General features: G+C 34.3%; 21 protein-coding genes. 14 read left to right on the top strand and 7 right to left on the bottom strand.

Going from position 1 to position 23,661, the window contains the following annotated elements:
- Nucleotides 1-582: 582 nt before the first annotated feature.
- Both smrB and nth read right to left on the bottom strand, forming a co-directional pair.
- Entirely contained in the window at nucleotides 583-1,125 is a 543-nt protein-coding gene (gene smrB, locus J4T76_RS04060; protein ID WP_267340335.1) for an endonuclease SmrB, read from the bottom strand.
- Nucleotides 1,126-1,131: 6 nt separating this feature from the next.
- Nucleotides 1,132-1,770, bottom strand: coding sequence for an endonuclease III (gene nth / locus J4T76_RS04055; protein ID WP_267340336.1), 639 nt, complete (start codon nucleotides 1,768-1,770; stop codon nucleotides 1,132-1,134).
- Nucleotides 1,771-2,032: 262 nt separating this feature from the next.
- On the opposite strand from nth, the gene putP reads away from it, so the two are divergent.
- From putP to adk, 11 genes are all read left to right on the top strand, one after another.
- Nucleotides 2,033-3,526, top strand: coding sequence for a sodium/proline symporter PutP (gene putP / locus J4T76_RS04050; RefSeq protein WP_416380253.1), 1,494 nt, complete (start codon nucleotides 2,033-2,035; stop codon nucleotides 3,524-3,526).
- A 55-nt stretch (nucleotides 3,527-3,581) separates the two neighbouring features.
- On the top strand, nucleotides 3,582-4,853 hold the full coding sequence (gene tyrS / locus J4T76_RS04045; protein WP_267355847.1) for a tyrosine--tRNA ligase: 1,272 nt from the start codon (nucleotides 3,582-3,584) through the stop codon (nucleotides 4,851-4,853).
- A gap of 4 nt (nucleotides 4,854-4,857) precedes the next feature.
- A complete protein-coding gene (gene pdxY, locus J4T76_RS04040; protein ID WP_267355845.1) occupies nucleotides 4,858-5,724 on the top strand; it encodes a pyridoxal kinase PdxY in 867 nt (288 codons plus the stop codon).
- Nucleotides 5,725-5,782: 58 nt separating this feature from the next.
- On the top strand, nucleotides 5,783-6,217 hold the full coding sequence (locus tag J4T76_RS04035; protein ID WP_267340341.1) for a helix-turn-helix domain-containing protein: 435 nt from the start codon (nucleotides 5,783-5,785) through the stop codon (nucleotides 6,215-6,217).
- An 86-nt stretch (nucleotides 6,218-6,303) separates the two neighbouring features.
- A complete protein-coding gene (gene ispG, locus J4T76_RS04030; RefSeq protein WP_267340342.1) occupies nucleotides 6,304-7,413 on the top strand; it encodes a flavodoxin-dependent (E)-4-hydroxy-3-methylbut-2-enyl-diphosphate synthase in 1,110 nt (369 codons plus the stop codon).
- Between the two features lie 24 nt (nucleotides 7,414-7,437).
- A complete protein-coding gene (gene hisS / locus J4T76_RS04025; RefSeq protein ID WP_267345462.1) occupies nucleotides 7,438-8,715 on the top strand; it encodes a histidine--tRNA ligase in 1,278 nt (425 codons plus the stop codon).
- Between the two features lie 23 nt (nucleotides 8,716-8,738).
- The gene (locus J4T76_RS04020; protein WP_267340345.1) at nucleotides 8,739-9,452 is read left to right on the top strand and encodes a YfgM family protein; all 714 of its coding nucleotides are present in this window, start codon (nucleotides 8,739-8,741) and stop codon (nucleotides 9,450-9,452) included.
- Between the two features lie 27 nt (nucleotides 9,453-9,479).
- Nucleotides 9,480-10,652, top strand: a complete 1,173-nt coding sequence (gene bamB / locus J4T76_RS04015; protein WP_267340346.1) for an outer membrane protein assembly factor BamB — start codon at nucleotides 9,480-9,482, stop codon at nucleotides 10,650-10,652.
- 18 nt (nucleotides 10,653-10,670) lie between these two features.
- The gene (gene der / locus J4T76_RS04010; protein ID WP_267340347.1) at nucleotides 10,671-12,137 is read left to right on the top strand and encodes a ribosome biogenesis GTPase Der; all 1,467 of its coding nucleotides are present in this window, start codon (nucleotides 10,671-10,673) and stop codon (nucleotides 12,135-12,137) included.
- Between the two features lie 3 nt (nucleotides 12,138-12,140).
- Entirely contained in the window at nucleotides 12,141-12,392 is a 252-nt protein-coding gene (locus J4T76_RS04005) for a YfgJ family double zinc ribbon protein (protein ID WP_267340348.1), read from the top strand.
- A gap of 37 nt (nucleotides 12,393-12,429) precedes the next feature.
- On the top strand, nucleotides 12,430-13,074 hold the full coding sequence (gene adk / locus J4T76_RS04000; RefSeq protein WP_267340349.1) for an adenylate kinase: 645 nt from the start codon (nucleotides 12,430-12,432) through the stop codon (nucleotides 13,072-13,074).
- Nucleotides 13,075-13,137: 63 nt separating this feature from the next.
- Here adk and J4T76_RS03995 read toward each other — a convergent pair whose 3' ends face one another.
- Both J4T76_RS03995 and ybeD read right to left on the bottom strand, forming a co-directional pair.
- Complete coding sequence (locus tag J4T76_RS03995; protein WP_267340350.1) at nucleotides 13,138-14,418, bottom strand: bifunctional O-acetylhomoserine aminocarboxypropyltransferase/cysteine synthase; 1,281 nt, start codon at nucleotides 14,416-14,418, stop codon at nucleotides 13,138-13,140.
- Between the two features lie 66 nt (nucleotides 14,419-14,484).
- Entirely contained in the window at nucleotides 14,485-14,751 is a 267-nt protein-coding gene (gene ybeD / locus J4T76_RS03990; protein WP_267340351.1) for a DUF493 family protein YbeD, read from the bottom strand.
- A 208-nt stretch (nucleotides 14,752-14,959) separates the two neighbouring features.
- Between ybeD and gss the strand changes: the two genes are divergently transcribed.
- From gss to J4T76_RS03975, 3 genes are all read left to right on the top strand, one after another.
- Nucleotides 14,960-16,843: a bifunctional glutathionylspermidine amidase/synthase gene (gene gss / locus J4T76_RS03985; RefSeq protein WP_267345461.1), complete on the top strand. Its 1,884-nt coding sequence runs from the start codon at nucleotides 14,960-14,962 to the stop codon at nucleotides 16,841-16,843.
- Nucleotides 16,844-16,914: 71 nt separating this feature from the next.
- Nucleotides 16,915-17,697 (top strand): SrfA family protein, encoded by a 783-nt coding sequence (locus tag J4T76_RS03980; RefSeq protein ID WP_267354626.1) that lies wholly within the window; start codon nucleotides 16,915-16,917, stop codon nucleotides 17,695-17,697.
- A 125-nt stretch (nucleotides 17,698-17,822) separates the two neighbouring features.
- Nucleotides 17,823-18,617, top strand: a complete 795-nt coding sequence (locus tag J4T76_RS03975) for a virulence factor SrfB (protein ID WP_324123789.1) — start codon at nucleotides 17,823-17,825, stop codon at nucleotides 18,615-18,617.
- Nucleotides 18,618-18,971: 354 nt separating this feature from the next.
- On the opposite strand, the gene gyrB is transcribed toward J4T76_RS03975, so the two are convergent.
- Genes gyrB through dnaN form a run of 3 tightly spaced genes read right to left on the bottom strand, consistent with a single transcriptional unit; the run spans nucleotide 18,972 to nucleotide 23,652 of the window.
- Nucleotides 18,972-21,383, bottom strand: a complete 2,412-nt coding sequence (gene gyrB / locus J4T76_RS03970; protein ID WP_267355843.1) for a DNA topoisomerase (ATP-hydrolyzing) subunit B — start codon at nucleotides 21,381-21,383, stop codon at nucleotides 18,972-18,974.
- 42 nt (nucleotides 21,384-21,425) lie between these two features.
- Nucleotides 21,426-22,499, bottom strand: a complete 1,074-nt coding sequence (recF, locus tag J4T76_RS03965) for a DNA replication/repair protein RecF (protein ID WP_267340355.1) — start codon at nucleotides 22,497-22,499, stop codon at nucleotides 21,426-21,428.
- A 49-nt stretch (nucleotides 22,500-22,548) separates the two neighbouring features.
- A complete protein-coding gene (dnaN, locus tag J4T76_RS03960; RefSeq protein WP_267340356.1) occupies nucleotides 22,549-23,652 on the bottom strand; it encodes a DNA polymerase III subunit beta in 1,104 nt (367 codons plus the stop codon).
- Nucleotides 23,653-23,661 lie beyond the last annotated feature (9 nt).

The following is a 23,661-nucleotide window of genomic DNA, read 5'->3' as shown; positions in this document are numbered from 1 at the left end:
CTACTTTATAAAATTATCTATTACAAGTAGAGGCAACCGCCTCTACTCATTTCGTTTCTTTTTTATTTGGTTGGATATTAATCTTTTTTTAAAATAATGTATGGAAAATTTATTTTTAAAAAAGTCCAAAAAAACGCTTGCTTTTAATAATGAGAATCATTATCATTAATTTGTGCTTTATTAGAACTCTGAAAGATTTCTAATAAAGTATGACATTGCTCACATTGCTTCCAATGTTTGCCAGCTTGGCTTATCTAGGCTGGCTTTTTTGCTTTCATAATATTAAATTATATTTGTTATCGTATATTGATATTGAATTTCTATTTCTAAGACACATTTTCAATATAAAGTATTCATACCTTATTATTCAATTTTAATTATTTTTAAAATATTCATATACGTTATATGACAGTAATTAATCATCGTTATAATTCTTGTGAATAATATATGATGAATCTCTACATAATTTATTGTTACTCATTAGTAATATACTTATACAACTGTAAATATTGCAAGTAGAGCATTAGTGATAAAAATTTGGCGAGATTTTGATATATATTCAAATGTTTTAATTGGCAATGATTAATTATTTGCTAATTCATCATTGATATCTAATAAAATAAGTAACGCAGCATTGCCCCCAAATTCTTTTGGTGCTTGATGAAAGCAAAGAATTTTTGGGTGCTGTGCAAGCCACATTGGTGTTTGTTTTTTTAATATGTTTTTTCCATGTCCATACATAATACATGCACAAGGATTTTTTTCTCGCAAACAAGCTGCAATAAGCGCGGCTATCTCTTTTTTGGCTTCTTGTTGTGTTAAGCCATGTAAATCTAAAAAAAATTCAGGCTCATAAAAACCGCGTCGTAATTTTTTAACTTCGTTAGGATCAGCATTTTTTCTACTATATCGAATGGGATCTTCTTGTAATAGTGGTTGATAATCGTCAGAAAAATAAAATTCAGCATTAATTTTTTCATATTGCTGTTTTTGGATTTCTATTACTTTTTGTGAACGCTTTTGTGGTTTGTGTAGCACAGTATCTTGTTTTAACTTTTTGGCATCTCCAAAGCTATTTTTAAATAAGTTGATATCATCTTGGGTTAATTTATATTTATCTAGCATTATTTTTTACTCAGGGTAAATTTTTTCTTTAAATTCACACAGATCTTCAATTACACATGCACCACATCTAGGTTTTCTGGCAATACAAGTATAACGACCGTGTAGAATTAACCAGTGGTGGCAATTAATTTTATATTTTTCCGGTACAACTTTTAATAATTTTTCTTCAACAGCTTCTACTGTTTTACCTGGTGCGAAACCTGTTCTATTACTGACACGAAAGATATGGGTATCAACCGCAATTGTTGGCCAACCAAAAGCAGTATTTAATACTACATTTGCAGTTTTTCGGCCAACACCAGGCAATGCAATAAGTGAATCAAAGTTTTCTGGTACTTGACCTTGATATTTATCCACTAATATTTTACATGTTTTTATGATGTTTTCCGCTTTGCTATTATAAAGACCAATTGTGCGAATAAAGTCTTTTAATTTATCAACGCCAAGCGCTAAAATTTGTTCAGCAGTATTGGCAACAGAAAACAATGGTTTTGTTGCTTTATTGACACTAATATCAGTAGCTTGAGCTGAAAGTACAACCGCAATAAGTAATTCAAAAGGAGTCTTGTATACAAGCTCCGTTGTTGGATCTTTAATGTGTTCTTTCAGTCTTTCTAAAATTTGAATTCGAGTTAATTGTTTCACAAAATAGTTATATCTAAAAGTAATTTACCGTTTATTATATACTTTAATTTAGGGTTTATCTGTAAGTTAAATTGAGTTTTTAAATAGCCCATACCTATGAAAGAAACATAGCTATTATTATATAAGTTGAATATTCTTAATGTTAGCATTAAGTTATCTTTTATTTCTTGCTTACAGATATCCATAAATAGCCTGCTTTTTAGCATAAGCTTTTTATGATAAGCTAGCCAACTATTTTTAATTTCATTTTACAGGGTATATTATAAAAATGTCGTTACCAATGATTGTCACCTTTGCTGTGTACATTTTAGGAATGATTGCAATTGGTTTTTTTGCGTTTTGCGCAACACAAAACTTTGGTGATTATATATTAGGTGGACGTCGTATCGGTAGCGTGGTGACAGCACTTTCTGCTGGAGCTTCTGACATGAGTGGTTGGTTGTTGATGGGACTTCCTGGTGCTGTTTTTTTATTTGGTATTTCACAAAGCTGGATTGCAATTGGTTTAATAATTGGTGCATATCTTAATTGGTTACTGATTGCTGGGAGACTGCGTGTTTTTACCGAAATTAACCATAACTCTTTAACTTTACCCGATTACTTTGCTCGTCGATTTGATGATAAAAGCTCATTACTTCGTATTATTTCAGCTATCATTATTCTTATTTTCTTTACTATTTATTGCGCTTCCGGTGTTGTTGCGGGAGCGAAATTGTTTGAAAGTACATTTGGTATGAGTTATGGGTGGGCTATGTTAGCCGGTGCTGGAGCAACGATAGCTTACACATTTATTGGTGGATTTTTAGCAGTAAGTTGGACTGACACGATTCAAGCTAGTTTAATGATGTTTGCACTTATTTTAACGCCAATCATGGTTATGATAAACTCAGGTGGATTTACTGATGCAATGAATTATATTGAGTCGCTTAATCCTAATTACATTAATTTATTTGCTCATATGGATTTTGTCGCTATTATTTCACTATTGGGATGGGGGCTTGGATATTTTGGGCAACCTCATATTTTAGCTAGATTTATGGCTGCAGACTCCCATGATGTGATGAAAAATGCTCGTAGAATTAGTATGACATGGATGCTTTTATGCTTAGGAGGCGCAATTACTGTTGGTTTTTTTGGTATTGCGTTTTTTGCCCATCATCCTGATTTATCTTATCTGATCAATAATGGTAAACATGAGCGTATTTTTATTGAATTGTCAAAATTACTCTTCAATCCTTGGATTGCAGGTGTTTTGCTGGCAGCTATTTTAGCTGCGGTTATGAGTACTCTAAGTTGCCAGTTATTAGTTTGTTCAAGTGCATTAACAGAAGATTTTTATCGTGCATTTTTTAGACCGAAAGCAAAACAAAAAGAGCTTGTTTGGGTAGGGCGTATAATGGTACTAATTGTATCAATTATCGCAATATTATTAGCAATTAATCCAAATAACAGTGTACTTGATTTGGTCAGTCACGCATGGGCTGGTTTTGGTGCAGCATTTGGACCTATTATTGTATTTTCTGTTTTTTGGTCACGTATGACACGTAATGGTGCATTAGCTGGTATGATAATTGGTGCAGTAACTGTATTGCTTTGGATTAATTTTAATTGGTTTAATCTTTATTCGCTTATTCCTGGATTTTTATTTGCCTCTATTGGTATTATGATTTTTAGTCTTTTTGATAAAAAACCTAATGAAATAGTGGAAGATCATTTTAAACAAGCGTATAAACGTTATCATAACAAGACACAATAGATTATTATTTAAATAATAAAATATAAATCGTAAAAAAATTAATAGGTAGAATATTATGACAAAAAATGTGATCAAACAACTACAAGAGCGAGGACTTATTGCTCAGCTTACTGACGAAAAAGCACTGATAGAACTCATTGAACACAATTCTATTGCGCTTTATTGTGGTTTTGATCCAACCGCCGATAGCCTACATTTAGGGCATTTAGTGCCGTTACTTTGTTTAAAGCGCTTTCAGTTAGCAGGTCATAAACCTGTTGCTTTAGTTGGTGGTGCAACAGGATTAATTGGTGATCCTAGTTTTAAAGCTGTTGAGCGTAAACTTAATACTCAAGAAACAGTTGTTGAATGGAGTGAAAAAATAAAACAACAAGTTTCACCATTTTTAGATTTTGATTGTGGTGAAAAATCGGCTATTGTTGCCAATAATTACGATTGGTTTGGTTGCATGAATGTGCTGACATTTTTACGTGATATTGGTAAATACTTCTCGGTTAATGCTATGATTAATAAAGAATCTGTAAAACAACGTATTGACCGCGATGAAGTTGGGATCTCGTTTACAGAATTTTCTTATAGTTTATTACAGTCGTATGATTTTGCATGTTTAAATAAATCTCATAATGTTGTTTTACAAATTGGAGGATCTGATCAGTGGGGTAATATTACCGGTGGTATAGATTTAACACGTCGTTTACATCAAAAACAAGTTTATGGTTTGACTGTACCGTTGATCACAAAATCAGATGGTACTAAATTTGGTAAAACGGAAAGTGGTGCAGTATGGCTTGACCCTAAAAAGACCAGTCCATATAAATTTTATCAATTCTGGATTAATACTGCTGATGCTGATGTTTATCGATTTTTAAAATTCTTTACATTTATGCCATTAAATGAAATTGATGCATTAGAGGAAGAAGATAAAAATAGTGGTGTTGCACCTCGTGCTCAATATGTTCTTGCCGAGGAGGTTACTCGTCTCGTACATGGTGAAGAAGGACTAAATGCAGCTAAACGAATTACTGAAAGCTTATTTTCTGGACGATTAAGTGACCTATCTGAAGCAGATTTAGAACAACTTGCCCAAGATGGTATGCCAACCCTTGTTGTTGAAAGTGACGTTGATTTACAACAAGCAATTGTCAATACCCAATTTGCACCATCACGAGGACAAGCTAGAACCATGATTGAATCGAATGCTATTTCAATTAATGGTGAACGTAATACAACAACTGATTATCGTTTTTCAGAGAGCGATAAACTTTTTAATCGCTATACTTTACTTCGCCGCGGTAAAAAATATTATTGCTTATTAATTTGGAGCTAATTCCATGAAAAGTATTTTATCGATTCAGTCACATGTGGTTTTTGGTCATGCGGGAAATAGTGCGGCAGTGTTTCCTATGCGTCGAATAGGTGTAAATGTTTGGCCTCTAAATACAGTTCAATTTTCTAATCATACTCAATATCATAAGTGGACTGGAACGGTAATGCCTGCATCTCATTTGATTGAGATTGTTGATGGAATTAATGCTATTAATGAATTAAAGCATTGCGATGCAGTACTAAGTGGCTATATGGGATCACCAGAACAAGGTGATGCCATTATTCAGATTGTTAAAAAAGCAAAAGCCGTTAATCCAAATGCTATTTATTTTTGTGATCCAGTAATGGGGCATCCTGAAAAAGGTTGCTTTGTTGCTCCAGGAGTATCTGCATTTTTATGTAATACTGCTTTATCTATGGCAGATATTATGGCACCAAATATACTTGAGCTCGAAGAGCTCAACGGAAAACAGCCTATCAATAATGTTGATGAGGCCGTATTAGCTTGCCGAACCATATGTAAAAAAGGACCAAAAGCTATTTTGGTTAAGCATCTAAGCCGAGCAGGATATCATAATGATCGTTTTGAAATATTACTCGTGACTCAAAATGAAGCATGGCATATAAGTAGACCGTTAGTTGATTTTGGTATAAGACAACCGGTTGGTGTTGGTGACATGACCAGTGGATTATTTTTAGCTAATATTTTACTTGGGAAATCATTGATAGAAGCTTTAGAACATACTACTGCTGCGGTGTATGCTGTTATGCTTGAAACTTTAAAACAAAAAGAATATGAACTACAATTGGTGGCTGCACAAGATGAAATAGCAAAGCCAACTCAGTGGTTTAGTGCGAAAAAAATTGATTAATTATCAAAATATGTAAAAATGAGACATCTTTCGGGATTATTATAGACATGAGGGGATAATGGATAACGTTTCATTGGGAGGAAAGCTAGCCTATTTAAGAGAGCAAATGGGATTTACTCAAGATGATATTGCCAATAAGATTCATGTCCGTAAAGCGATAATTGATGATATTGAAAAAGAACAATTGATTCGCACTTCTTTCGTTTTTGTTAGAGGATATATCCGTTCTTATTCTGAACTTGTGGGATTATCTGCTGATGAATATCAACCTTATCTTAATGAATTATCCCACCATTACCAATCCTATGAAATGAAAAGTTATTCACAAAAATATAAAAAAAGATATGGAAAAAAAATATTTTTTATGATTGTTTTAGTTTTTTTGTGTGCATTTGGTATTACCCTATATTATGTTAATAAAGAAAATAAAAGCAATCTTGTGGAAGTTAGTCATTATATTTCACCATCACTATCTAAACATGTTAATAGTTAGCAAATTTTCTTATTCTTATACAGACTTTTGCTTTAAATCTTGTTAAGATTGCTGGCTAGTTATTTTGTAATATAATTAGGCATGTTATGAGTCATCAAGATTCACCTATTATTAGACGAGAATCTACCCAAATTTATGTCGGCAATGTTCCTATTGGTGGAGGGGCACCAATTGCTGTTCAATCGATGACAAATACTCGTACAACAGATGTAGAAAAAACTGTAGCTCAAATTCAAGCTCTTGAACGTGTTGGAGTCGATATTGTTCGTGTCTCTATTCCCACAATGGATGCGGCTGAAGCGTTTAAATTTATTAAACAGCAAGCAAAAGTTCCACTTATTGCTGATATTCATTTTGATTATCGTATAGCTTTGAAAGTTGCTGAGTATGGTGTGGATTGTTTAAGGATAAATCCTGGTAATATAGGCAACGAATCAAGAATACGTGCGGTTGTTGATTGCGCTAAAGATAAAAATATTCCAATTCGCATTGGGGTTAATTCAGGTTCATTAGAAAAAGATATTCAAGAAAAATATAGGGAACCAACTCCACAAGCAATTGTTGAGTCAGCTATGCGTCATGTTGATATACTTGACAGACTTGACTTTGAACAGTTTAAAGTCAGTGTAAAAGCCTCAGATGTTTTTACGGCTGTTGATGCTTATCGATTGTTAGCTAAGCAAATTAAGCAGCCACTACATTTAGGTATCACTGAAGCCGGTGGAGTTCGTAGTGGTGCTATTAAATCGGCTATAGGATTGGGATTATTATTATCAGAAGGCATTGGTGACACCTTACGTGTGTCATTAGCTGCAGACCCCACAGAAGAAGTGAAAGTAGGATTTGATATTCTAAAATCACTGCGTATACGGGCTCGAGGCATTAATTTTATTGCATGCCCTACATGTTCTCGTCAGGAATTTGATGTGATAAATACGGTAAATATATTGGAACAAAGATTAGAAGATATTATTACACCCATGGATGTCTCAATTATTGGTTGTGTGGTTAATGGTCCAGGAGAAGCATTAGCTTCAACCATGGGGGTTGCTGGAGGCCATAATAAAAGTGGTTTTTATGAAGATGGTGTTCGAATAGGCCGTATTGATAATGAACAAATGATCGACGAATTAGAAGCTAAAATCCGAGCTAAAGCATTATTGTTGAAAAATAAAATTTCAACAACTGAATTATAATTTTAAAAGAAAGCGAATAAACAAATGACAGAGAAAAAAATTCAATCAATACGAGGAATGAACGATTTACTTCCAACAGATAGTGCAAGTTGGCAGCAGATTGAAAAAGTCGTTAAAGGTGTATTAAATAGCTATGGTTATAACGAAATTAGAACACCTATTGTTGAAGATACTGCACTTTTTAAAAGGGCGGTAGGTGAAGTTACAGACATCGTTGAAAAAGAAATGTACACATTCAATGATCGTAATAATGAGAGCATTACTCTGCGTCCTGAAATTACAGCAGGTTGTGTTCGTGCGGGCATTGAACATGGTCTTTTTTATAACCAAGAACAACGACTTTGGTATTTAGGACCTGCTTTTCGTTACGAAAAACCTCAAAAGGGGCGTTATCGCCAATTCCATCAATTTGGTGTTGAGGTCTTTGGGCTTGAAGGGCCAAGTATTGATGCAGAACTTATTTTATTAACGGCGCGTTTTTGGAAGGCGCTTGGTATTGAACAGCATACTTCTCTTGAACTTAATTCAATTGGTTCTCTTGACGCTCGAGCAAATTATCGTAATGCTTTAGTGAACTTCCTTGAACAACACAAAGATAAATTGGATGAAGACTGTTTACGTAGAATGTATACTAATCCATTAAGAGTTCTTGATTCTAAGAATCCTGTTGTACAAGATTTGCTAGATGAAGCTCCAAAACTGTTTGATTATTTAGATGAAGAATCTAAACAGCACTTTGACGGTTTGTGTCGCTTATTGGATAATGCTGGTATCAAATACAATATTAATCAACGATTAGTCCGTGGATTAGATTATTATAATCGCACAGTTTTTGAATGGGTAACAAGTAGTTTAGGAGCACAAGGTACCGTTTGTGGAGGTGGTCGTTATGATAGTCTTGTTAGCCAATTAGGAGGACAATCTACACCTGCTGTTGGTTTTGCTATGGGTGTTGAGCGTTTAGTTTTATTAGTTCAAGCGGTCAATCCGTCATTAAATTTTGATAATTCTATTGATATTTATATGATTTCGTCAGGTGATGAAAGGACAATCTCTGCAGCACAATGCATAGCCGAACAATTACGGGATGGATTACCTGAAAAGCGCATTGTCACCAATTATGGTTCCAGCAATTTTAAGAAACAATTTGCCAAGGCAGATAAGTTAGGTGCTAAAATAGCGGTTATTATTGGAGAAAACGAGATAGAAAACCAAACAGTAACCATTAAAAATTTACTAAGCGGTGAACAAGTTGAAGTTGCGAATACAGATATTGTTCAAACTTGTTTGGCTATACTATAAATAAAGGATAATAGGAGAAAAAAGTGAGTCATCAATTAACGCCTGAGGAACAATTTTCAGAAATTAAAGAATTTCTTGCTAAAACATGGAAAATTATTGTTGCAGTTATCGTAATTGGTTTATTAGCTTTTTATGGATGGCGTTATTGGCAATCTTATAAAGTAGATAAATCAATTGAATCATCAGAAAGATATGAACAATTAATAGCGAAATTAGATAATACTAATCCCGATTCTGTCGGTGAATTAGTCGCTTTTGCTAAAAACGATGATACTATTTATAGTGTATTTGCTAGCTTTAATGCGGCGAAATTTTATGTAGAAGTATTAAAAGATTATAAAGGAGCTCAAGTTTTACTGACTGACTCTTTGAAGAAAACTGATGCAGAACCAGTTAAAGCAATCGCATATATTCGAATAGCTCGTTTACAATATCAGCAAGAACAATATCAAGAAAGTTTAACTTCATTAAGTAAGATATCAGAAAAAAGTTGGATGACAATTGTAAATGATATTCGTGGCGATAACTTCGTGAAGATGGACCGTTATAGTGATGCGGTAGATGCATATAACCTTGCACTGACCTCATCAACAACTAATGAGTTAAAAACAAATATAAAAATGAAATTAAACGAAGCAGAATATTTAAAAGCTAAACAGGATGAACAAGCAATAAAAGATAAGGAAAAACAAGAGTCACAAGGGAACAAAGCAGCAACTGAAGAAAGTAAAAATTAATTTATCCTGCTATAAGGGTCATATAATATGAAGTTAACAAAATGTTTTTTTTCCAGTGTTTTAATTTGCTTACTTGCGGGATGTTCTTTATTTGGTGGTGAAGAAGAGATTGTACAGATTTCACCTTCACCGAAAGTGAAAAGCCAATTTCCTATTCAGCAAATATGGCGAAATAATACAGCCGGTAATACGCAAATATACTCCTTATTAGGGCCTGCCAGTTATGATAATATAATTTATGTTGCTAGTCGCAGTGGACAGGTTAAAGCGATTGATTTATCAAATGGTCATACTATATGGGATGTAAATTTATCCCAAAGTACTTTTTTTAGTAGCAAAACAGCTTTGTTTTCAGGTGGAGTAAGTGTTGATGACAAGTACGTTTACATTGGAAGTGAACGAGCTGTTGTTTATGCTTTAGATCGCAATAATGGTAAAGTTATTTGGGAAAAAAATGTAAAAGGCGAAGTTCTTGCACGACCTGTCTCTTTTCAGGATAAATTAATTATTCATACTGCTAACGGCATTTTACAAGGACTAAACAGTAATACAGGTGAAGATCTATGGGATGTAACCCTTGATGCACCTACTTTATCGTTACGAGGCAATTCCACACCAACTGTCGTTCATGGTGCTGCCATTGTGGGTGATGATAGTGGAAGAGTTAATGCTTACTATATCAACGATGGACAATTAATTTGGCAACAACGTATTTCTCAACCGACAGGTTCAACAGAAATAGCAAAATTGAACGATGTTGATTCTACACCTGTTGTTGAAGGGAATTTGGTTTATTCCGTTGGTTATAATGGAAATGTTGTGGCATTAGATTTAAGTAATGGTCAAATTGTTTGGCGTAAGCAATTAGGATCAACTCATAGTTTTGCTGTTGACTCCCAACAAATATTCATTGTTGATCAAGATGATAATGTTCAAGCTATCACTAAAAAAGGTGGAGCAGTGGACTGGACCCAATCTAGCCTTTTGCATCGTCAATTGACCGATCCAGTTATTTACCAAAATTATATTATTGTAGGTGACTTTGAAGGTTATTTGTATTTGCTAAATAAAGATAGCGGCGAAATCGTTGCTAAAACAGAAATAAGTAGTAGTGGTTTAATATCTCGACCATTAGTTGTAGACAATAAAATAATTGTCCAAGCAAAAAATGGAGATATTTATGCGTTTACAAAAAATTAAGGTAATTAGAGAATATACATGGTACCTGTTATAGCACTAGTTGGTCGTCCGAACGTTGGAAAGTCGACTTTATTTAATCGGTTAACTCGAACTAGGGACGCATTAGTTGCTGATTTTCCCGGATTAACTCGTGATCGAAAATATGGACGAGCTGAAATTAAAGGTCACGAATATATCGTCATTGATACTGGTGGTATTGATGGAACTGAAGATGGGGTTGAGAGCTTTATGGCAGAGCAATCCCTACAAGCGATTGAAGAAGCAGATATTGTGCTTTTCTTAGTAGATGCTAGAGCAGGTGCTATGCCTGCTGATCATGCTATCGCTAAACACTTGCGTATGCGCCAGAAAGCCACATTTTTAGTCGCTAATAAGATTGATGGTATTGATGCTGACATTGCGATTTCTGACTTTTATGGGTTAGGATTAGGTAAAATTCACTCAATCGCAGCTAGTCATGGTCGAGGAGTAAGTTCATTAATTGAGACTGTTTTAGAACCCATTTTTCAATTCAAAAATGAACAACAAAATAATTTTGTTAACGACGAACTATCTAACGATCTACCTGAATCGTATGATGATATCCTTGATGATACTCAATCATTGATAAACCAACCAATCAAGGTTGCTATTGTTGGTCGTCCAAATGTTGGTAAGTCAACACTAACAAATCGCATATTAGGTGAAGAGCGCGTTGTTGTATATGACATGCCAGGAACAACGCGAGATAGCATTTATATACCAATGACACGTGATGAGCGTGAGTATATCTTAATTGATACAGCAGGTGTTCGTAAACGTGGTAAAGTAACTGAAACTATTGAAAAATTTTCTGTTATTAAAACGTTACAAGCAATTGAAGATGCAAATGTGGTGATTTTAGTTATTGATGCTAGAGAAGGCATATCGGATCAAGACTTATCCTTACTTGGTTTTATTATAAATAGTGGTCGTTCACTTGTAATAGCTGTTAATAAATGGGATGGTTTATCACAAGATATTAAAGAACAAGTCAAAACGACTCTTGATGATCGACTCGATTTTATTGATTTTGCTCGAGTCCATTTTATCTCTGCATTACATGGTAGCGGCGTTGGTAATTTATTTGATTCCATCCAAGAAGCTTATGATTGTGCGACGCGTCGTGTGAACACTGCACTATTAACAAAAATCATGCAAATGGCACAAGATGATCACCAACCTCCTTTGGTGTGTGGTCGTAGAGTAAAACTAAAATATGCACATGCTGGTGGCTATAATCCACCAATTGTTGTTATTCATGGTAATCAAGTTGAAGATTTACCTGACTCTTATAAGCGTTATTTAATGAACTATTTTAGACGTTCATTAAAAATTATGGGTTCACCAATTCGAATACAATTTAAAGAGGGATCTAACCCGTTTGAAGGTCGAAAAAATAGCCTAACAGCATCACAGCAACGTAAGCGTCGCCGATTGATGAAACATGTTCGAGGTCGAAAATAAATTATGACAAAAAAAATAGCAGTGAATCATGGACAAGAAGGTATTTGCCCGAACTGTAATGAAAAAATGAGTCTTATTTCTCCTCAACATTTTAATTGTTCTAAATGCCAACAGCATTACATTGAACAATATATTTGTCCAGTTTGCCAACAAAGTGCGCAAATGATTAAAGGCTGTGGCTCGATCAATTATATATGTCAAACAGATGGTTTAATATCAAGTAGTAAAGTGATATTTCATTATTTACCAGAATAGAAAAACTATTTATATTAAAGTTATAAGAGGTTATTTAATGCGAATTATATTATTAGGTGCGCCAGGAGCAGGAAAGGGAACTCAGGCACAATTTATTATGCAAAAGTATGGTATCCCACAAATCTCAACAGGGGATATGTTGCGCGCAGCAGTGAAAGCAGGTAGCCCATTAGGACTACAAGCAAAATCACTTATGGATGCAGGAAAACTTGTTACCGATGAGCTGGTCATAGCGCTAGTGAAAGAACGTATTGCACAAAGTGATTGTAGTCATGGTTTTTTATTAGATGGTTTTCCTCGTACAGTGCCACAAGCAGATGCAATGAAGGCTGCTGGTATTGATGTCGATTATGTACTTGAGTTTGATGTACCTGATGAAGTGATTATTGACCGTATGAGTGGGCGACGAATTCATGCTGCTTCTGGTCGTGTATATCATATCCGTCATAATCCTCCAAAAGTTGAAAATATTGATGATGTTACAGGAGAATTACTGACTACTCGCAAAGACGATAGTGAAGAAATTGTTCGTAAACGTCTTGTTGAATATCATGATCTAACAAAACCTTTGATTAGTTATTACCAACATGAAGCTAAAGAAGGGCATACACAATATTTTCGTATTGATGGAACTCAGCCGGTTGCTGATGTAACAAAAGAATTAGCTAAAATATTAGGATAATTGATTTCATCAAAAGAGTCAGATCGTTTTTAGTATCTGACTCTTTTAATATTGTACAAAAGATCAATTTGAAGCAGCTGTAAGGGCTTGCTCTAGATCTGCAATAATATCGTCAATATGTTCGATACCAATTGATAAGCGAATCATTTCTTGACTGACCCCAGCTTTTTGCAGTTCCTCATCATTAAGTTGTCTATGTGTTGTGGTAGCTGGATGACAAGCTAATGAACGAGTATCGCCGATGTTAACTAAGCGGATTATTAATTTTAATGCGTCAATAAATTTAGCTCCTGCTTGTTTACCTCCTTTTATACCAAACGATAAAATACCAGCTGGCAAACTATTATTTATCTGTTTTACGGCTAAGTGGTGTTCTGGATGATTTGATAAACCGGCATAATTTACCCAGCTAATTTGAGGGTGGGCTTCTAAATATTGAGCTACTTTTAGAGTATTATGACAGTGGCGTTCAACTCTTAAAGATAATGTTTCAAGTCCTTGTAATATTAGAAAAGTGTTAAATGGAGATAATGCAGCACCCATATTACGCAATGGGATAACACGACAGCGAGCTATATAGGCAGCCGCACCAAATGTTTCAGTATATGAAACGCCATGATAAGATGGATCGGGTTGATTCAACATTGGATATTTATCAGCATGATCTTTCCAAGAAAATTTACCTGAGTCAACAATCATTCCACCTAAACTATTGCCGTGTCCACCAATATATTTAGTGAGCGAATGAATGACAATATCCGCTCCAAATTCAAACGGTCGGCAAAGTGCAGGACTAGCGACAGTATTATCAACAATTAAAACAATACCATGACGATGAGCAATATTTGCTAACCCCTCAAGATCAACAATATTGCCAGAAGGGTTACCAATACTTTCACAATAGATGGCTTTAGTTTTATTATCAATTTGTTTTTCAATAGCGATGAGATCATCGTGAGGAGCAAATTTAGTTGTAATACCAAAGTTAGGTAATGTATGAGCAAATAAATTATACGTTCCACCATAAAGCTTAGAAACTGAAACGATATTTTCACCTGAAAAAGTGATTGCTTGAATTGCGTAAGTAATAGCCGCCATACCTGATGCTACAGCTAAGGCACCAACTCCACCTTCAAGCGCTGCGACTCTTGCCTCAAGTACGGCATTAGTGGGATTTGTAATTCTTGTATAAATATTTCCAGGTACTTTCAAATCAAAAAGATCTGCGCCATGTTGAGTGCTGTCAAAAGAATAAGAAGTGGTTTGATAAATAGGTACAGCAACAGCGTGGGTTGTTAACTCGGGTGTATAGCCAGTATGAATGGCAATGGTTTCTGGTTTCATATTAGAGCCTCATTATTGCAGTATGAAGCTCACATTTTGCACAAAATTTTAAAAAAAAGCAAAGAATTATAAAACCATTCTCACAATATCAATTTCGCCTAATTCTTTATAAAGATTCTCAATTTGGTCAATATGTGTTGCATTAATAGTAATCGATACAGAATGATAATTACCTTTACTACTTGGTTTGACAGACGGCGTATAATCACCAGGTACATGACGTTGAATCACGGATACGACTTTGTCAACCAACTCTGGTTTTGCTTCTCCCATCACCTTATAAGTGAATGAACAAGGGAAATCTAATAATTCATTTAATTTTGTTTGTTGCATAATTTTATATGTCTCATTTTATTAGTTCATTTTATTGGTATGAATACCAGGAATTACGAATATATATAGGCGGTTTATAATTCTTCAAGTATTAGGAAATATAAACATCGCTTTTTAAAGCTTATAATTTGATCTATGATAAGAAAATTCTAACATAGCTTGATAAATCTATCTTGCATTTTGTTCATAAATATAAGGTTAATATAGCATGTCATCTTTGTCCAATAACAAAGAATCTTTTGGAACATTATTAGGTTATGCGCCAGGCGGTGTTGCAATTTATTCATCTGATTATGAAACATTAGATTCCAATCTTTACCCTAATGATGCTTCATTTCGCAGTTATTCTGGACATGAATATATGGGATACAAATGGCAATGTGTTGAATTTGCAAGGCGATTTTTATTTTTAAATCACGGTATTGTATTTACTGATGTGGGCATGGCACATGAGATATTTTCATTACGATTTTTAAGACAAGTGATTAATGAAGCCATTTTACCTTTACAAGCCTTTGCCAATGGCAGTAAACGAGCCCCAGAAGCAGGTGCATTATTGGTTTGGGATGATGGTGGCTTTTTTGATCGTACCGGTCATGTTGCTATTATTACTGAAGTATTTGAAGATAAAATTCGGATTGCTGAACAAAATGTGATACATACACGTTTGCCAATCGGTCAACAATGGACACGTGAGCTTGCCATGACAAGGATAGATAGTGGTTATCAATTGCATGATACGTTTGATGATACAACAATTCTTGGTTGGATGATTCAAACAGATAATACCGAATATAGTTTACCACAACCCAATGTATCTAATTTGTTGCTGGAGATACACAGTACTCATATAGAAAATGAAAATCAATTTGATAAAAAGTGGCTCGATGAATTAAATACACTTGAAAATGCCTATGTATCAGCCACAGGACATGAAATCAGCCATGACGATCACTATCGTTATTTCAGTATTTCTGAAAGTGCTGAACAAGAATTAATTCGCGCAACCAATGAATTACATTTAATGTATTTACATGCTACTGATAAAGTCTTAAAAGATGATCGCTTATTAGTTAATTTTAATATTCCTGAAATATTATGGCCCAGACTCCGACTGTCATGGCAACAACGTCGCTATCAAATGATCACAGGACGATTAGATTTTTGTATGGATGAACGAGGTTTTAAAGTTTACGAGTATAACGCTGATTCCGCTTCTTGTCATACTGAAGCTGGACATATATTAGAAAAGTGGGCGATTCAAGCAGGATTAAATGTTGGTGTGAACCCAAGTTGTGGTTTACTCAATTCTTTGGCTAACTGTTGGACACATAGCGATGCACAAGCTTTTGTTCATATCATGCAAGATAATGATAGTGAGGAAAATTATCACGCCTTGTTTATGCAAACAGCCTTAACTCAAGCAGGGTTTAATAGCAAGATTCTACGTGGACTTAATGGGTTAAGATGGGATAAGCAAGGTCGATTAGTCGATGATGAAGAGCGGCAAGTCACATGTGTGTGGAAAACATGGGCATGGGAAACCGTTTTAGAGCAACTACGAGAAGAAAGTGAAGCTCAAATTGCCGGTTTACCAATTCGTACTTGGCATCCTGAAAATGCTGTAAGGTTAATTGATGTGCTTTTACGACCTGAAGTGTCAGTCTTTGAGCCTCTGTGGACAGTTATTCCGAGTAACAAAGCTATTTTGCCTGTTTTGTGGTCTTTATTTCCTAATCACCGTTATTTATTAGAATCAACGTTCAAACTTAATGATAGCTTGATTAAAAAAGGTTATGCCATCAAACCAATAGCAGGGCGCCGTGGAAGTGATATTCAATTAGTTAGTAGTCAAGAACAAATTCTCGATAAAACCGTAGGGCAGTTTGCTAAGCAAGAAAATATTTACCAAGAACTTTGGTGTTTGCCGAAAGTTGATGATCGTTATCTACAATTATGTACCTTTACAGTAGGCGGGCATTATGGAGGAGCATGTTTACGTTCTGATCCCTCTTTAGTTATAAGAGGTGAAAGTGATATGCAACCATTACGAGTTTTAACTGATGAAGAGTTTTTAAAACAATTACAATAATCCCCTTCATCATCAACAGTAATCGAAATTGAGAGGATAAAAAAATAGATTGGAAACGTTGGCTGATATGGATGCTTGGTTTGTTGCCTTTATTATTGCTTGTATTTGCAATATTTAGGTTACGAGGATGTTGGCAAATTGGATATTTCGGTCCATCAGGAGATTGCAAAGAAAATAATATCAATCAACTTTCGTTAACCGATAAAAAACAAGATATAAAAGAGGTGATGGCGAAAGATCCCGTGATTGATAGGCAAATTGATGTAAATAATGGCACAAAAAATAATGCAAAGTATACAGTTGAAACCAACGGTGTACCTATTAGTACTGATGTTTTAGTAGATGCTCTTAATACGGTTGATTCAAATGTAATACCAAATAATATTGAAAATAATGGTGGTATTAATCAAGTTTCAAACACTTTAAGTAATAAAAATGACAAAGTTGGTAACTTGTACTTAGCAAAGCCAGATAAAAAAGTCGATAATTTAACTTTATCTCCAGCTCAAGTAACACAAAGATCAACTAACTTTTTGAATGGACAATGGTCTGTGAGTGGAGGTATTCAAGATAAGGCTACAGGTAAACCATTACAATTGAGCTATGAATTTAAAAATAGGAATGGTCAAGTTACTGTTACTCGTAGCGATGGAGTTAAATGTCTAGGTCAAGTTGATAGTGGTATTCAAAATGCTAACTTGAGTATTGTCGGTAATAACCAAGCTATTTGTAGTGATAATACCAAATATCAATTACCTAAGATTCAGTGTAAATTAGGCAACAATAATCAAGCTGATTGTCAGGGAATTTATGACAACGGGGCTTTGTTCCCCATTACGATGAAAAAACAATAAGGTTGTATATGCTTCCAGAAACACATAACTATGGTCAAGAAGTTACACTTATAATGAATTTTGGAATTCAATTTATTGATTTTTAGTTAAAAATAGATTGAAAAGATAGTCAATGGCGCAATAAAATTAATGGTAGTTTTATCGATCCTTCTGAAAGTGGGGCACTAGTTAGATTAATTGAAGATAGCAATAATGGTAAATTTTTTGAACCGGGTAATCACTTTTTTATAGTTACCCCTACACCAGAGATTAGTGTTGACCAATCACTAAAAATGTATGATGGTATTTGGTTGCCTGTTTCTGTTTTAAGATCAATACCCCTTGAACGCTTTGATATAGGATCTCATAACTGGAGACGTGTAAGAATTGTTAGCATTCCAGAAGGAGACGAACCTGATGGCAATACACATCGTGTAACTTTTGCATTTGATACTAAAATCTTTGCAAATATGCAATACGTTGTTTATTTAGCTCCTAATGAGAATGATGTAAAAAAAGGTTCAGTATTTAGTCTGGCACATTGCTCAGATCAGATTTCTTGGTATCTAGAGCTAAAATGGATAACAAGTTGGTTAATTGACTTATTCCAAGAATTAGCTCCTCAGCCAGAACGACTAAAATTACATAAAGAGGATATTGAATTAGAAATAATTAAGAAATCTTATTATGGCCATTATCTGAACATTCTTAATTTGCTTGTAGATTCAATACAACTACCAACAATCAAAATTGTATCAAATTCTCGAAAATTTTTTTGGAGATGGTGGAATGTGTTATTATTAACTCTATTATTATCCGCATTAGGCGCTTCATTGTTCTTTTTTTATCCATTTAACAAGGATAAATTCTCAGAAACCATACCGAAAATTATTATTATTTCTCCTGTATTGATTAGAAAAAACACTTTAACCAATTATTGAACCTTCTAAAGAAGAACCTAGATTCATAGAAGAATTGAAGTATGAAAAGTTACCAATTGAAGATACAAACTCTGGTATCAGGATAGAAAAGGCACCTAAACCATCGCTAGAAAACAAAAATTTCACGAATTGTATTACTAAAAGAAGAGATACAAAATAATCCTAATCCATCAAGAATGATCATTGTGTTTGATAACTCTTTATCCATGATGGCAACGTTAGTTGAACCGCCTCACGAAGTAGAACAGTTTTTAGAATATATAAGTTACGGTTATCCAAATTATATATCAGAATAAGAATAAAAAAACCAGACATTTGTCTGGTTTTTTTATTTATTTTATTGAAAAAACAATTTTAAAAATCTAGATTAGCTGCCTTTAAGGCATTTTCTTCAATAAACAATCGGCGAGGTTCAACCTCATCACCCATTAATGTGGTAAAAAGTTGATCTGCTTCTATAGCATCTTTGATAGTCACTTGTAACATACGGCGACTAGTTGGATCCATGGTGGTTTCCCATAGTTGTTCGGGATTCATTTCTCCGAGACCTTTATAACGTTGAATAGTAAGTCCCCGACGAGATTCGCGGATTAGCCAATTAACCGCTTCTTCAAAGGAATTAACAGGCTGTTTACGCTCTCCCCGTTGAATAAATGCACTCTCTTCAAGAAGATCTTTTAATTGCGATCCTAAATGGCAAATATTTCGATATTCATTACTATGAATAAATACTTGGTCTAATGCATAATTAGTATCAACGCCATGTGTTCTTACTTTTATGATTGGTATATATAATTGCGTTTTTTCATTAAAAGAGGCCGAATAACCATAGCTACTACCGTGTTGTTCTTTACTTGATAATTTTTCTACAATGGTTTTTACCCAATTTTCAGCTTTTTGTTGGTCTGTTAGTATATTTTCTTCTAATACTTCATGATAAACCATTTCAGAAAGCAGCGCTTTAGGGTAGCGTCGTTCCATTTTAGTAATTAGCTTCTCAACTTTTTGATATTCAGCAATAAGCTTTTCTAATGCTTCGCCAGCTAATGCTGGTGCATGATCATTAACATGTAATGATGCATCTTCAAGAGCTAAGGCGATTTGAAATTGAGTCATCGCATCATCATCTTTAATATATTGTTCTTGCTTGCCTTTTTTTACTTTATATAAAGGTGGCTGAGCTATATAAACATAACCACGTTCAATAATTTCTGGCATTTGACGATAAAAGAACGTTAATAGCAATGTACGAATGTGTGAACCATCGACGTCGGCATCGGTCATGATAATGATACTATGATAACGCATTTTATCAGGATTATATTCGTCACGACCAATTCCGCAACCTAGAGCGGTAATTAATGTTGCTACTTCTTGAGAAGAAAGCATTTTATCAAAACGTGCTTTTTCAACATTTAGAATTTTACCTTTAAGCGGTAAAATGGCTTGATTTTTACGGTTACGACCTTGTTTTGCCGATCCACCTGCAGAATCCCCTTCCACTAAGTAAAGTTCTGAAAGTGCAGGATCTTTTTCTTGGCAATCAGCGAGTTTCCCCGGTAGTCCTCCTAAATCTAAGGCGCCTTTCCGACGGGTCATTTCACGTGCTTTACGTGCAGCTTCACGGGCTCTAGCTGCATCAATGATTTTACCAACAACAATTTTGGCATCCGATGGGTTCTCAAGTAAGTATTCAGCTAATTTTTCACCCATAACAGATTCTACTGCTGATTTAACTTCTGATGAAACCAATTTATCTTTGGTTTGTGATGAAAATTTAGGATCTGGAACTTTTACAGATACTACAGCAATTAAACCTTCACGAGCATCATCTCCCGTGGCACTGATTTTTGCTTTTTTACTGTATCCTTCTGTTTCCATATAATTATTAAGCGTTCGAGTCATGGCGCCTCGAAAACCAGCTAAGTGTGTACCACCATCCCTCTGCGGAATATTATTAGTAAAACAATAGATATTTTCCTGATATCCATCGTTCCACTGTAATGCTATTTCAACACCAATGCCGTCTTTTTCAGTACTAAAATAAAAGATTTTAGGATGAATAGGATTTTTATTTTTGTTTAAGTATTCAACAAATGCTTTAATCCCGCCTTCATAGTGATAATGTTCACTTTTACCGGTACGTTCATCAAGTAGTCTTATCGATACACCTGAATTTAAAAATGATAGTTCTCGTAGACGTTTAGCTAAAATTTCATAGATAAACTCAATATTAGTAAAAGTTTCTGGACTTGGCCAAAAACGAACATACGTACCTGATTCCGTTGTTTCACCAATAACTTTAAGCGGTTCTTGTGGAACCCCAAGTTTATAGATTTGGCGATGAATCTTTCCATCACGGTAAATAATTAATTCTAATTTGTTTGATAAGGCATTAACAACCGAAACACCTACACCATGTAAACCACCAGAAACTTTATAAGAATTATCATCAAATTTACCACCAGCATGCAATACAGTCATGATAACTTCAGCTGCTGAAATTCCTTCTTCTTCATGAATGCCTGTTGGAATACCTCGACCATCATCTCGCACAGAAACAGAGTTATCAGGATGAATAGTGACTTCAATATGGTGACAATAACCGGCTAATGCTTCGTCTATGGCATTATCGACTACTTCAAAAACCATATGGTGAAGTCCTGTTCCATCATCAGTATCACCAATATACATCCCTGGACGTTTTCGGACAGCATCAAGCCCTTTGAGTACTTTAATACTAGAAGAATCGTAAGAATTAGACATGAATTTCTCGACTTATTTGATTGTTTATATCGTTCTGTATATCTAAGAAATTATACCAGATTTTATGTGAAAAATCTTATCATTTTCATTGATCATATGGGTAATCTGATCTTGGCTAACTGCAGTAATAAATACTTGTGAATTAGCTAATTTTAAACGTTTTGCCAATAATTCTCGTTTGGTATTGTCCAATTCTGAAGCGAAATCATCTATCAAGTAAACGCAAGGTTGTGAGTTTTGTTTTGAATAGTACTCACCTTGAGAAAGACGTAAAGCGCACATTAATAATTTTAACTGACCTCGAGACAACATATCTTCAACGGGAATATTATCAATACGTAATCGAATATCAGCTTTATGAGGTCCAACCGATGTATAATTAATGAATTTGTCTCTTTCATATTGTTTATTTAATATTTCTGAATATTCAATACCGTGTTCCCAGCCTTGATAATATTGACAATTAATTTGATATTCAGGTAAAAAATCCTGACAAGTATGAATAATCTCTGGAAAAATATGTTGTGAATAATTTGCTCTAATCTGACTTATTTTCTCAGCTATTGGGGTTAGTTCTTTATCCCAAGGTAGTAATTGATTATAGCTATTACATTGTTTAAGTAAAGCATTACGTTGTTTTAACAAACGCTTCAAATTGTTCCAAAGATAAATAAATTCGGGATAATGATGAAAGCATCCCCAATCAATAAATGAACGCCGATATTTTGGGCCTCCAGTTAATAAATCAAAACCTTCAGGTGTAATTAACTGAATTGGCAATAGTTTAGCCAAATCTGTTAACCGGAAACCTTCATCACCATCAATTTTTATTTTATTATCATTATTACGATTTTTTGCTAGACCAATTGTTCGAATTTGCTGATTGATTGATTTAATTTGGCTGAATAAAACTAATTCTGGTTGTTCGTGTTGTATAATTCGATTGGATTGAATATGTCTAAATGCACGTCCATGTCCAAGCATATAAATGGCTTCAAGTAGACTGGTTTTACCACTACCGTTATCACCTATGATATAGTTGAAATGATGAGATAATGATAACTCAGCATTATCAATATTACGAAAATGATGAATTTTGATTTGTGAAATTGTCATATTAATGAATAAAGCTTCTGATCATCGTCAGAAGCTAAATGAGATTTGATTATAAACGCATTGGCATAACAACATAAGTGGCTGATTGGTCATTAATGTCTTCAATCTGAACACTTGATGTTGCATCAGTTAATAAAAGCTGTACGCTATCACATTTTAATGTATTTAATATATCTAATAAATACGTTACGTTAAAGCCAATTTCAAGTTCTGCTGATTCATATTTTACATCAATTAACTCTTCGGCTTCTTCTTGTTCTGGATTATTTGCTGTGATTTTTATTTGATTATTATGTACATACAATCTTATTCCGCGGAATTTTTCATTAGATAAAATTGCTACGCGAGATAAAGCATTCCTTAATTCATCACAAGATACTTCTAGAGGTTTATCTGGATTTCGAGGTAGTACTCGTTTGTAGTCTGGAAATCTTCCATCAATTAATTTTGAAGTAAAAGTAAAATCACCAAGATTAACACGTAAATTATTATTACCAATTTGTATGTTAATCGGTTCCTCATTATCACCAACAAGTTTCGCAAGTTCAATGACGCCTTTTCTTGGAAGAATAACTGAGCAAGCAGTAGAAATATTTTGCCCAACAGGCTGAGCACAAAATGCTAAGCGGTGACCATCAGTCGCAACCGATTTTAATAAACCATCTTCAATTTCAAATAGCATACCATTTAAATAATACCTTACATCTTGATTAGCCATTGAGAATTGAACTGCATCAATAAGTCGTTTTATGGTTTTTTGTGGAACGGAAAGATCAATATCACTTTGCCAATTTTCAAGATTAGGGAAATCACTAGCAGGTAGTGTTGTTAATGAAAATTTACTTCGACCTGATTGAATAATTAATCGGTTATCGTCAACAGTTATTGAAATTTGAGCATTGCTGGGTAAATTACGACAGATATCGAGAAATTTTTTCGCGGGAACTGTTGTTGCACCCGGTTCGCTTGCTTCAATCAAAGGTAAATGAGAAATCATTTCAATTTCAAGATCTGTACTTGTCATTGATAAAACATTATCACTCACTTGTAATAATAAATTACCTAAAATTGGTAGTGTTGGGCGACTACTTAGTGGTGCGCTAACAAGTTGCAATGGTTTGATAAGTTTTTCGCGATCGATAATAAATTTCATAATGTTGAT

The organism is Gilliamella sp. B3022 (genome assembly GCF_028751545.1).
GTDB lineage: Bacteria > Pseudomonadota > Gammaproteobacteria > Enterobacterales > Orbaceae > Gilliamella.
Note: the sequence above shows the minus strand (reverse complement) of the source record. Positions and strands in the feature narration are given on the sequence as shown.